Annotated in this window: 14 protein-coding genes; 8 read left to right on the top strand and 6 right to left on the bottom strand. The window is 74.1% G+C overall.

Annotated elements, in window-relative coordinates; translation table 11 throughout:
- The 3 genes from JWR81_RS17650 to JWR81_RS17640 all read left to right on the top strand — a co-directional run.
- Positions 1-699: class F sortase (locus JWR81_RS17650; protein ID WP_367278803.1), on the top strand; the 699-nt coding region annotated here is incomplete at its 5' end.
- Positions 696-1,217 carry a sigma-70 family RNA polymerase sigma factor gene (locus tag JWR81_RS17645; protein WP_297653493.1) on the top strand — a complete coding sequence of 174 codons (522 nt, stop codon included), beginning with the start codon at positions 696-698 and terminating at the stop codon, positions 1,215-1,217. The genes JWR81_RS17650 and JWR81_RS17645, both read left to right, overlap by 4 nt.
- Positions 1,214-1,666, top strand: coding sequence for a hypothetical protein (locus JWR81_RS17640; protein ID WP_297653490.1), 453 nt, complete (start codon positions 1,214-1,216; stop codon positions 1,664-1,666). Before JWR81_RS17645 ends, JWR81_RS17640 begins: the two co-directional genes overlap by 4 nt.
- 14 nt (positions 1,667-1,680) lie before the next feature.
- Here the strand turns inward: JWR81_RS17640 and JWR81_RS17635 are convergent, their stop codons facing one another.
- Positions 1,681-2,997: a glutamate mutase L gene (locus JWR81_RS17635; protein ID WP_297653487.1), complete on the bottom strand. Its 1,317-nt coding sequence runs from the start codon at positions 2,995-2,997 to the stop codon at positions 1,681-1,683.
- 111 nt (positions 2,998-3,108) lie between these two features.
- On the opposite strand from JWR81_RS17635, the gene JWR81_RS17630 reads away from it, so the two are divergent.
- The gene (locus JWR81_RS17630; protein WP_297653484.1) at positions 3,109-4,746 is read left to right on the top strand and encodes a long-chain fatty acid--CoA ligase; all 1,638 of its coding nucleotides are present in this window, start codon (positions 3,109-3,111) and stop codon (positions 4,744-4,746) included.
- On the opposite strand, the gene JWR81_RS17625 is transcribed toward JWR81_RS17630, so the two are convergent.
- Complete coding sequence (locus tag JWR81_RS17625) at positions 4,719-4,982, bottom strand: hypothetical protein (protein ID WP_297653481.1); 264 nt, start codon at positions 4,980-4,982, stop codon at positions 4,719-4,721. The two genes, JWR81_RS17630 and JWR81_RS17625, sit on opposite strands and share 28 nt — an antisense overlap.
- 219 nt (positions 4,983-5,201) lie before the next feature.
- Between JWR81_RS17625 and JWR81_RS17620 the strand changes: the two genes are divergently transcribed.
- The 3 genes from JWR81_RS17620 to JWR81_RS17610 all read left to right on the top strand — a co-directional run bounded on the left by JWR81_RS17620 (position 5,202) and on the right by JWR81_RS17610 (position 7,047).
- Positions 5,202-5,861, top strand: a complete 660-nt coding sequence (locus JWR81_RS17620; protein ID WP_297653478.1) for a maleylpyruvate isomerase N-terminal domain-containing protein — start codon at positions 5,202-5,204, stop codon at positions 5,859-5,861.
- Between the two features lie 72 nt (positions 5,862-5,933).
- Positions 5,934-6,440, top strand: a complete 507-nt coding sequence (locus tag JWR81_RS17615) for an ATP-binding protein (RefSeq protein WP_297653475.1) — start codon at positions 5,934-5,936, stop codon at positions 6,438-6,440.
- Positions 6,441-6,444: 4 nt separating this feature from the next.
- The gene (locus JWR81_RS17610) at positions 6,445-7,047 is read left to right on the top strand and encodes a uridine kinase (protein ID WP_297653472.1); all 603 of its coding nucleotides are present in this window, start codon (positions 6,445-6,447) and stop codon (positions 7,045-7,047) included.
- Here the strand turns inward: JWR81_RS17610 and JWR81_RS17605 are convergent.
- Positions 7,044-7,703 (bottom strand): TetR/AcrR family transcriptional regulator C-terminal domain-containing protein, encoded by a 660-nt coding sequence (locus JWR81_RS17605; protein WP_297653469.1) that lies wholly within the window; start codon positions 7,701-7,703, stop codon positions 7,044-7,046. The genes JWR81_RS17610 and JWR81_RS17605 overlap by 4 nt on opposite strands.
- A gap of 85 nt (positions 7,704-7,788) precedes the next feature.
- Between JWR81_RS17605 and JWR81_RS17600 the strand changes: the two genes are divergently transcribed.
- The gene (locus JWR81_RS17600; protein WP_297653465.1) at positions 7,789-8,223 is read left to right on the top strand and encodes a DUF5994 family protein; all 435 of its coding nucleotides are present in this window, start codon (positions 7,789-7,791) and stop codon (positions 8,221-8,223) included.
- A gap of 153 nt (positions 8,224-8,376) precedes the next feature.
- On the opposite strand, the gene JWR81_RS17595 is transcribed toward JWR81_RS17600, so the two are convergent.
- The 3 genes from JWR81_RS17595 to JWR81_RS17585 all read right to left on the bottom strand — a co-directional run.
- Complete coding sequence (locus tag JWR81_RS17595) at positions 8,377-9,201, bottom strand: carbon-nitrogen hydrolase family protein (RefSeq protein WP_297653462.1); 825 nt, start codon at positions 9,199-9,201, stop codon at positions 8,377-8,379.
- A 59-nt stretch (positions 9,202-9,260) separates the two neighbouring features.
- The gene (locus JWR81_RS17590; protein ID WP_297653459.1) at positions 9,261-9,887 is read right to left on the bottom strand and encodes an MSMEG_0572/Sll0783 family nitrogen starvation response protein; all 627 of its coding nucleotides are present in this window, start codon (positions 9,885-9,887) and stop codon (positions 9,261-9,263) included.
- Positions 9,887-10,404: MSMEG_0572/Sll0783 family nitrogen starvation response protein (locus tag JWR81_RS17585; protein WP_367278802.1), on the bottom strand; the 518-nt coding region annotated here is incomplete at its 5' end. The genes JWR81_RS17590 and JWR81_RS17585, both read right to left, overlap by 1 nt.

Below are 10,404 nucleotides of genomic sequence, written 5' to 3'. Positions count from 1 at the left end.
TGCTCGCGCTCGGCGCCCTGGGCCTGGCCGCAGCGGCCGGGACGGGTGCCGTCGCCGCCCGGCGGGCCCGGCGGGCGTGAGGTGCGCGGGGACCGCGTCACCCGACTGTTGCTCGCGGCGGCGCTGGTGACCGGGCTCGGCGGCGCCGGGGCGGTCGCGACGGCGCTCGCCGACGCTCCCCGCGCCCCGGAGCGCGCGGCCGCCACCGCTCCGCTCGCACCCGGGCACGCGGCTGCGGTGCTCGGGCGCTCGGTGCCGGTGGCGCTGGACATCCCGGCGATCGGGGTGCACGCATCCCTCGTGGCGCTGGGGCTGCAGGCCGACGGGACCGTCGCGGTGCCGCCCCTCGGTTCCCCCGACGCCGGCTGGTACGAGCACTCGCCCACCCCCGGCGAGCGCGGACCGGCCGTCCTGCTCGGGCACGTCGACTCCGCGCGCACCGGCCCCGGCGTGTTCTACGACCTGCGGATGCTCGTGCCCGGCGACGCCGTGCGGGTGTCGCGTGCCGACGGGAGCACCGTCGTCTTCCGCGTGGACTCCGTCGAGCGCTACCCGAAGGCGGCCTTCCCCACGGCCACGGTCTACGGCGACATCGACCACGCAGGCGTCCGGCTGATCACGTGCGGAGGGGCGTTCGACCGGGCCGCGCGCAGCTACGTCGACGACGTCGTGGTGTTCGGTTCCGCGGTCGCCGCATGATCCCCACCGAGGAGCCGGACTTCGAGGCGTTCGTGCTCGCGCACGGTCCGGAGCTGCTGGCGTTCGCGCGCCGGCTGACGCTCGACCACCACCGGGCCGAGGACCTCGTCCAGGAGGTGCTGGCCCGCATCGGGCTGTCGTGGTCGCGGACCGGGCGCATCGCCGACCTGCGCGCCTACGCCTACAAAGCCGTGCTCAACGACTTCCTGTCCTGGCGCAGGCGGCGGTCGTCGACAGAGCGGGCGACGGCCGATCCGGACCGCCGTGACCACAGCACGGCAGCCCTCCCCGAGGACACGGTCGTGCTCCGCGGCGAGCTGCAGGAGCTGCTCGGTGTGCTGCCGGTCGTCCAACGCGCGGTGCTGGTGCTGCGCTACTACCTGGACCGCTCCGACGCCGAGATCGCCGTGATGCTCGGGTGCCGCCAGTCCACCGTGCGGTCCCACGCGCGGCGCGCCCGCGCCGCCCTCGACGCGGCCCGGGGCACGAGGACCCCCAGCGAGAGGACGCGGCGATGACCGATCCCGAGAACACCCTCCGCTCCGCCCTGCACGACCCCGGCCTCGACACCGGGATCTCGGCCACCGATCTCCTGGCCGGGGTGCAGGACCGGGGCCGACGGCTGCACCGCAGGCGCCGCACCGTCCGGACCGTTGCGGCGGCCGTCGCCGTGGTCGTGGTGGTGGGCGGGGCGGCGGTGCTGATCCCCCACCGCTCGCCCGTGGTGCAGCCGGCCCGTCAGCCGGGAGGCGTGACGGCTCCCGCCACCCCCTCTCCGTCCGACGGGCCGCGGGTGCCGGTCCCCGCGCCCGCACCGACCGCTGTCCCGGCGTCGACCGTGCCGACCGCAACGGCCGGCCGGCCGGCACCGGCCACGACGCCGCCGGTCGAGGCGCCGCGTGCTGTCGTCCCGGCGGCGGTCGGGCCTCCGGTCGCCGCGACACCGTCGGTCGCCGCGACACCGTGAGCCGGGTCGCGGGCTCAGCCCAGCAGGTGGTCGCGCAGCAGGGACGCGGCGGCCGCGCTGCGCCCGTGGGCGGCCAGCAGGCCGGCGGGGGCGACGGTGAAGTCCGTGTCGACGACCACCCGGACGCCGTCGAGCACCGGGGCGAGCTCGGGGTCGGCGCGCAGCGTGCCCTCCACGGCGGCGAGCCCGCCGTGCGGGTCGCGACGCCGGAACACCCCGCCCGAGAGCACCAGCATGCCGACGCGGCGCCCGGCGGCGGCGTTGACGCGCAGGTGCCTGCGGACGGCGACCACGGCGGCGAGTGCGGCGATGCGGCGGTCCTCGGCCGCACTGCCCGCGTCGCGCGGCACGTAGCCGACCTCACCGGTCATGCGGGCCACCGTCGGGCCGAGGAGGTCGGCCTCCACCGGGTCGACCACGCCCTCGGCCTGCGCCCCGATCAGCACGCCACCCGCGGCCGCGCGGACCCCGAGGTCGCCCTCGACCGTGCGGCCCGCGTCCGCGCTCGCCCGGTTCGCAGCGTCCTGGCCCTCGTCGGCCCAGTGCACGTCCGTGGTGGCGCACCCGACGTCGACGAGCAGCACGGGGCCACCGCAGATCCGGGCGAGCTCGGCGGCGCCGCGCCCGACCGCGTCGGAGGTGGGCACGCGCACGAGCCTGCGGAAGCGCGGCGCGACGGCCGGGCCGCGACCGCCCACCGCGTGCCTGCGGTAGAGCTGGGCGAGCGCCGCGCGGGCGGGCCCCGCCACGATCTCGCCCCGCCTGGGCAGGACGTTGTCGCTGGTCAAGACGGTGCGCCCGGTGGCGCGCAGCAGTGCAGCAGCGTCGTCGCGGGCCGCGACATTGCCGGCCAGGACGATCGGGTAACGGATCCGGGCAGCTGCGAGACTGCCCGCGTTGTGCAGCAGGTCGGCGGGGTCGTCACCGTCGGAGCCGCCCACGAGCAGCACCACCGCGGGACGCGCGGCGCGCAACGTCCGGATGTCCTCGGAACCGAGCGGTCCGGCGTGCACGTGCACGACGTGCGCCCCCGCCGAGCAGGCGACGCGGTGCGCGGCCTCCGTGGTCATCAGCAGCTCCGAGCCGACGACGGCGAGCCGCAGGCCCCCGCCCGCCGACGAGCACGCGAGCAGCTCCGGGTCGGGCGTCTCACCGGCCGGCCCGGCGGCGCACACGGCGCGGACGGCCGCGTCCATGCCCGTGAGCACGTCGTTCGCGGTGGTGGGGTGCTCAGCGAACCCGGCGAGTGCACCGTCGGGGTGCACGAGGACGGCCTTGGTCCACGTCGAGCCCACGTCGAGGCACACGGCGGCGGCCTGTTCGGAGGGCATGGGGGACGAGCCTAATCGCATTCCGGGAACCCCGGCCCGCCCGATTCGTGGTCAACAACCGTCCCGTCCGGGTAGTTTGCCGTGACACGCACCACAGGACGGGAGCCGTAGATGCTCGGACTCATGCAGGACCGCCCGCTCGCCCTGCCCCACGTGTTCCACCGAGCCGAGCAGTACTTCGGACACAAGACGATCGTCACCGCCGAGGCCGGGGGCGAGACGTCCACGACGATCGCCGAGTGGGCGGTGCGCGTCCGCAGGCTCGCCACGGCGCTCGACACGCTCGGCGTGAACGCCGACGGCCGCGTGGGCACGTTCTGCTGGAACACCGGCCGGCACCTCGAGCTCTACATGGCCGCGCCGTGCACCGGGCGCGTGCTGCACACCCTCAACATCCGGCTGTTCCCCGAGCAGCTCGTCTACATCGCCAACCACGCCGAGGACGAGGTCGTCTTCGTCGACCGCTCGCTGCTCCCCCTGCTCTGGCCGCTGGTCGACAAGCTCGACACCGTCCGCGCCTACATCGTCATCGACGACGGCGCCGACGTCGCGGTCCCCGACGACCCCCGCGTGCACGACTACGAGGAGCTGCTGGCGGCGGCGTCACCGTTCGAGGGGCAGTTCGTCGTCGAGGACGAGAACACCGCCGCCGCCATGTGCTACACGTCCGGCACCACGGGCAACCCCAAGGGCGTGGTCTACAGCCACCGCTCGGCGGTGCTGCACTCGCTGATCACGCTGACCGCCGACGCGTTCAGCCTGGCGGAGCGCGACGTCGTGCTGCCGGTGGTCCCGATGTTCCACGCCAACGCCTGGGGCCTGCCCTACGGCTGCCTGCTGGCTGGCGCCGACCTCGTGTTACCCGGCCCCAACATGACCCCGCAGGCGATCGTCGGACTGCTCGAGAAGCACAACGTCACCGTCACCGGAGGGGTGCCCACCATCTGGATGGGCATGCTGCCGCTGGCCGACGGGCGCGACCTGTCGGCGCTGCGGTTGATCCTCTGCGGCGGGTCGGCGGTGCCCCGGTCGCTGTCGGAGTCCTACCGCACCACGATCGGCATCCCGATCACGCAGGCCTGGGGCATGACCGAGACCAGCCCGATCGCCACCATGTCCACCGCGCGCAGCCAGCACGCCGCGCTCACCGAGGACCAGCGGGCCGACGTCCGCGCCCGGCAGGGGCAGCCCGTGCCGTTCGTCGACATCCGGCTCGTCGACCCGGAGTCCGGGGAGAGCCAGCCGTGGGACGACGCCGCCACCGGCGAGATCCAGGCCGCGGGCCCGTGGATCGCGAAGGAGTACTACCGCGGGGAGGGCGGTGGTGCCCAGTTCACCGAGGACGGCTGGCTTCGCACCGGCGACGTCGGTACGGGTGACCGCTACGGGTTCGTGCGGCTGGTCGACCGCACGAAGGACCTCATCAAGTCCGGCGGCGAGTGGATCGGCTCCGTGGAGCTCGAGAACGAGATCATGGCGCATCCCAAGGTCGCGGAGGCCGCGGTGATCGCGATCCCCAGCGAGAAGTGGGTGGAGCGGCCGCTGGCGTGCGTGGTGGTCAAGCCCGGCGAGACGCTGACGGGCGAGGAGGTCATCGAGTTCCTCACGCCGCGCGTGGCCAAGTGGTGGCTGCCCGACGCCGTCGAGTTCATTGACGAGGTGCCCAAGACGAGCGTCGGCAAGTTCTCGAAGAAGACGCTGCGGGAGAAGTTCGGCGGGTATCAGGTGGCGGGGCCGGAGCGCACCTGAACCGGCGCCCCCTCCTCGCACAGGGCCGGGTCGAACGTCGACGCGAGACGGGCCCGGGCGGCACCCAGGTGGCGGGCGACCTCACCGGTGATCCGGTCGGCGTCGCCCGACCATCGTCGCGCCCGTTCGTCGCTCGGCAGGGCCTGGTAGGTGATCAGGAGCCCTTCGAGCGCATCGAAGAGGTCCGCGACGGCCGCCGAGCGCGCGGTGGCGGCCGTCCGGGCTGGGCTGGTCATAACGTTATGGATACGCCGGCCGGCCGCTCGGTCGGGCACGGTGATGAAACGACCGTGTGAACCTCTTCCGGGTGACGGTTTTCCGGCCCCCCGGGGCGGACGGCGGGACGCCCCCGTGAGAGGTTCGACGACCACACTCCCCGGAACGAGCACGACCGACGACGGCAGGACATGACGACCGCACGACTGGTTCCGCCCCGATCCGCGCCGCCACGTGCGGTGAGCACCGCGACGGCGGCGCTGCGGATCGCCTACTCCGATCTCTCGACGATCGCGGCCACCCTCGACGAGGAGGACACCTGGCGCCCCACGCGCTGCGCCGGGTGGGTGATCCGCGACCTGCTGCTGCACCTGCTCGGTGACGCCCAGCGCGGCCTGGTCGCCCTGGCCACGCCCGCGGCCGGCCCCGCCGACCGCGACGCCGTCAGCTACTGGGAGACCGCCCCGAACGGGCACGATCCCGCGTTCCGCGAGCTGCGTGCCCAGCGCACCATCGCGAGCGCATGGGACCTCCCGGCGCTGACCCGCGCGTTCGTCGAGACGAGCCGGGCGGTGGTGACGCTCGTCGGCCGCGCGGCCCCGGACGCGCTGGTGGCCACCCAGGACCACGTGCTGCGCGTGGACGACCTCGTCACCACGCTGGTGGTCGAGGCGGCGGTGCACCACCTCGACCTCGTGGTCGGCCTGCCGCGTCCGGGGCCGCGTCCCGAGCCCCTCGCGCTGGTCCGCCGCACCCTCGACGGGCTGCTCGGCAAGCCGGCTCCGGCCGACTGGTCGGACGAGTGGTGGGCGCTCGTCGGCACCGGCCGGGAGCCGCTCAGCGGGCGCGAGCGGCGCGAGCTCGGCGCGGCCGCGGCCCAGCTCCCCCTCCTGGGCTGAGGCCCCGCCCCGCGCGGCAGCCGTGCCACCCCAGAGAGTGCGTCGGCCACTGGCCGGGTGGAGACTCACCGGGTGCCCCCGCGCAGTGACCACCACGAGCGCAGTTCGCGTCCGGGGCCCTCGCAGATCAGGTCCGCGTCGCCGGCCACCGAGCTCCGGCTGACGCTCCCGGCGGCGATGGTGGCGCCGTCGCTCGCGCGCGAGTGGCTCGGCCAGTGGCTCGGGGAGCGCGACTGGGACGTGGAACAACGGGACGACCTGGTGCTCGCCGTCAGCGAGGCCGTCAGCAACAGCGTCGAGCACGGCTACGGTGTCGACCACGCCACGCCCGTCGGGCGCGAGGGCGTCATCGAGGTGCACGGCGTGCTGCACACGGAGCCCGACGGCCGCCGCCACCTGGTCCTGACCGTCCGCGACGAGGGCGAGTGGCAGCCGCCGTCGGCCGAGCGGGGCAACCGCCGCCACGGCATCCCGCTCATGCACGCGTGCGCCGCCCACGTCACCGTCGAGGGTTCCGGCCGCGGCACCACGGTCGTGCTGCGCAGCCACCCCCTGCCGCCGCACGGCGTACCGGGCTGAGCCCGTGCGGATCGTCGCCGTCGACGACCTCGCCGCCCGCGTCCTCGCCACCCCACCGCGCTGCGGGGCCACGCGGCTCGTGTGCGTCGACGGGCCGTCCGGGTCGGGCAAGACCGAGCTCGCCGGCCTCCTCGCCACGGCTCTGCAGGACCCGCCGCTCGTGCACATGGACGACCTCTACCCCGGCTGGGACGGCCTCGCCGACGCCGTCCCGCTGCTGCACGACCAGATCGTGGCGCCGCTGGTCGCCGGCCGGCCCGCCCGCTACCGCCGCTACGACTGGGACCGCGGCGCGTACGCGGAGGAGCACGACCTCGGCACGCCCCCGCTGCTGCTCGTCGAGGGAGTGGGGTCGGGGGCGCGCGTGATCGCGGCGCACGCGGTGCTGCTGGTGTGGATCGAGGCATCGCCCGAGGAGCGCTTCCGGCGGGGCGTCGAGCGGGACGGCGAGGCCTACCGCCCGCACTGGGATAGGTGGGCTCTGCAGGAACGGGCGCTGTTCGCGGCGGAGGGCACCGCAGCACGCGCGGACGTCCTGCTGGACGGGGCGCCGTCGCTCCCGCACGACCGGGAGCGCGAGGTCGTCGAGCGCACGTACTCCGTCTAGCGACGGGCGCGCAGGCCGGCCAGCAGGACGTCGAGGCCCTCGTCCAGCTCGCGGGCGCCGTCGTACGCGGCCAGCTCCCCGGCCAGCGACCGGAGGCGGGGGAACTCGTGCAGCGGGAGGCGGTACAGGCCCAGCCGCAGCACGTCGTCGATCTCCTCCGGCTCGTCGACGTGCTCCTGCAGCTCGTTGAGCACGTGGCCGTACAGGAAGCCCATGGAGAGCCGGCAGGCGTGCAGCGCCGCGCGTTCGCTGAAGCCGGACGAGACGAACAGCTCCAGCAGCTCCTCCAGCGGGCGCAGCGTGCCGGGTGGCCGGCGGCCCAGCGGCGTGGCGAGCGGGCGCGTCACGAGCAACGGGACGACGTGCGGGTGGGCGAGGGCAATCGCTCGGAAGGAGTGGGCGGTGCGGCGCAGCGCCTGCTCCCAGTCGTCGGACGCGGGCACCCGCAGCTCCGCCATCACCAGCTCGACGACGCCGTCGAGCAGCGCGTCCTTGCTCGCCACGTGGCGGTAGAGGCGCATCGGGTCGTGGCCCAGCGCCCTGCCGAGACGACGCATCGAGAGGGCGTCCACGCCGTCGGTGTCGATGAGCGCCAACGCGGCGGCGAACACGGCCTCGCGCGTGAGCACCGGTCGGCGCTCCACCTGCTCGGCCATGGTGGTCTCCTGTGCGCTACGGCGTAGTATCTACATCGTAGCGACTCACGCTGCGACCCGCAGCGACTCGCCACTGGAGCACCCCATGAGCACCGCCACCGTCCCGTCCCCCACCACCCAGGCCGCGAGCACCGCCTCCCGCCTCTCCCTCCGCCCGGTCCGCACCCACGCCGGCGCCGTCGACGGAGTCTGGTGGCCCCGGGCCGACACCGCCGAGGAGCTCCTCGCCCTCGCCGCCGCGGTGGAGCCGTCGTTCCAGAAGGTCGTGCGCGTGGCGGTCCACATGCAGTCCTGGCCGGGTGTGTCGCACCGCCTGGGCACCGGACCGCTCGCGCTGCGCGTGGACCTCTTCCGCACCGGCGAGGCGCACACCGTCCGCCTCGTCGGGGAGGACGGCCACCTCCTGGATCTGCTGGTCATCGCCCCCGACACCGACGCCGCCACCGCCGAGCGCGAGATGGCGGCCGGGGCTGACGGCACCGATCTGCGCCCGGTGGCGGAACTGCTGGGCGCTCAGTGAGCCCGGCCACGCGCCTGCGCACCGCGAACCGGTTGAGGTAGCCCGGCGCCACCCCCACCATCCGCTCGAACGCCCGGCTGAACGCCGCCTCGGAGCGGTAGCACGTGCCCGCCGTCCAGCGCGTCGCCCCCTGACGGCCCTCAGCGGGCCGGCTCAGCGGTAGACGTCGGGCCGGCGTTCCTTGAGATGGGCGAGCACCTTGCGGGCGGTGGCCAGCGCTGCCTCGATGTCCAGCTCGGCCACCGCGATGCCGGCCTTCGACCAGGTGCGCGCCAGGATCTCGCCGTCCGGGCCGACGACCTTCGCCTGGCCGAGGAAGCGCATGCCGCCCAGCGTGCCGGTGAGGTTCGACGACACCAGCACCACCTGGTTCTCGGCCGCGCGGGAGCGGTCGTAGAGGTCGAAAAGCCGCGACTGCCGGTCGTCCGCCATGCGCGAGGCGCGGTTGGTGACACTCGTCGGCCACGCCGAGAGGCAGGCCAGCACCTGCGCGCCGTCGAGCGCGAGGCTGCGGGCCGACTCCGGGAAGGTCTTGTCGTAGTCGACGAGCATGCCCAGCCGCCCGACGGGCGTGTCCACGGCGCGGAACTCCGAGCCCGCGGCATAGACGCGGGACTCGCCGGCGGGCTGGTGCACCTTGCGGTGCAGGCCCAGCACACCGTCGCCGGTGATGCAGGCGGCGGTGTTGTAGCGGAGATCGCCGTCGGCCTCGCAGAAGCCGACGCAGACGACCATCTCCTTCGCCATCGCCGCCACCGCCACCAGCTCCGGGCCCTCGGGGTCCAGAGCCGGCGGCAGCGACGACGTGTCGGGATCGGCGATGTCGTCGAGGTAGCCGCCCAGCGCTGCGTCGGGCAGCACGAGCAGCTGCACTCCGTCGCGCCGGGCGTGCTCGACGAGCGTGCCGACACGGGCGAGATCGAACTCGACGTCACGGCTGAATCCCGCTGCCACCGCACCGATCCGCATCGCACCCACGGCGTCAGCCTCGCACGCCGGGGCGCGACCAGGACCGGACACGCGGCCGTGGAGCCACCTCAGACCATGTACGTCGAGTTGATGATGGCGCCGCGGCGCTTGTAGTGGATCAGCGCGTCCTGGACGTCGAGCGGGTGGGTCGGGATGATCCCGGGCATCAGGTCCTCCTCGCGGGCACCGTGCAGCGACAGCCCGAAGCGGCAGCAGTACACCGTGCCGCCCTCCAGGATGAACGTCGCCAGCGAGGAGTTGATGTTGTGCTCGCCGGGGAACGCCGAGCTGCCGGTGGTCGGGAACCCGCGGGTGGCCAGGCAGTTCAGCGAGCCCGGGCCGTAGAAGTAGATCGCCGAGTCGTAGCCCTTCCGCAGGGCGCGGGTGGCCTGCAGGATCGCCACGAAGCTGACCGAGGACTCGTGCGCGATGCCGTGCACGAGGGTGAGGTACGAACTGCCGTTCTCGGCCTGGAAGTCGGGGAAGACCTTCGTGGTGCCGTAGATCGTCGACCCGTCGGGCAACGAGGGGTGCATGATCTCGGTGAGGCTCTTCTTCTCCTGGTCCTCCGGCTCCGGCGACGCCGCCGGGGTCTCGGTGGGCAGGGCTCCCGCCGCGGCCGGAGCCGCAGCCGGGGCGGCGGGTTCCTCCCCGCCGAAGATGCGGGCCAGCAGGGCCCGGGCGCGGCCGGCCATCAGAACATGTAGGTGGAGTTGATGATCGCGCCCTTGCGGGCGTAGTGGATCAGCGCGTCCTGGACGTCGAGCGGGTGGGTCGGGATGACCCCGGCGATCAGGTCCTCCTCGCGCGCACCGTGCAGCGACAGCCCGAAGCGGCAGCAGAACACCTTGCCGCCCTCCTTGATGAACGTCTCCAGCGAAGAGTTGATGTTGTGCTCGCCGGGGAACGCCGAGTTGCCGGTGGTCGGGAACCCGCGGGTGGCCAGGCAGTTCAGCGAGCCCGGGCCGTAGAAGTAGATCGCGGACTCGAAGCCCTTCCGCAGGGCGCGGGTGGCCTGCAGGATCGCCACGAAGCTGTCCGAGGACTCGTGCGCGATGCCGTGCACGAGGGTGAAGTAGGTCTCGCCGTTCTCGGCCTGGTAGTCGGGGAAGACCTTGGTGCCGCCGTAGATGGTGGAGCCCTCGGGCAGCGACGGGTGGGCGATCTCCTCGAGGGACTGCTTCTCGAGATCGGTCAGGTCGGCCATGCGAC

Source organism: Pseudonocardia sp. (assembly GCF_025965585.1).
In the GTDB taxonomy this organism is placed as follows: Bacteria; Actinomycetota; Actinomycetes; order Mycobacteriales; family Pseudonocardiaceae; genus Pseudonocardia.
Note: the sequence above shows the minus strand (reverse complement) of the source record. Positions and strands in the feature narration are given on the sequence as shown.

What these genes read in the sequence shown, in the direction of transcription:
- JWR81_RS17645 (WP_297653493.1), top strand. Translation starts at nt 696, where the DNA reads ATGATCCCCACCGAGGAGCCGGACTTCGAGGCGTTCGTGCTCGCGCAC.
- JWR81_RS17640 (WP_297653490.1), top strand. Translation starts at nt 1,214, where the DNA reads ATGACCGATCCCGAGAACACCCTCCGCTCCGCCCTGCACGACCCCGGC.
- JWR81_RS17635 (WP_297653487.1), bottom strand. Translation starts at nt 2,997, where the DNA reads ATGCCCTCCGAACAGGCCGCCGCCGTGTGCCTCGACGTGGGCTCGACG.
- JWR81_RS17630 (WP_297653484.1), top strand. Translation starts at nt 3,109, where the DNA reads ATGCTCGGACTCATGCAGGACCGCCCGCTCGCCCTGCCCCACGTGTTC.
- JWR81_RS17625 (WP_297653481.1), bottom strand. Translation starts at nt 4,982, where the DNA reads ATGACCAGCCCAGCCCGGACGGCCGCCACCGCGCGCTCGGCGGCCGTC.
- JWR81_RS17605 (WP_297653469.1), bottom strand. Translation starts at nt 7,703, where the DNA reads ATGGCCGAGCAGGTGGAGCGCCGACCGGTGCTCACGCGCGAGGCCGTG.
- JWR81_RS17600 (WP_297653465.1), top strand. Translation starts at nt 7,789, where the DNA reads ATGAGCACCGCCACCGTCCCGTCCCCCACCACCCAGGCCGCGAGCACC.
- JWR81_RS17590 (WP_297653459.1), bottom strand. Translation starts at nt 9,887, where the DNA reads ATGGCCGGCCGCGCCCGGGCCCTGCTGGCCCGCATCTTCGGCGGGGAG.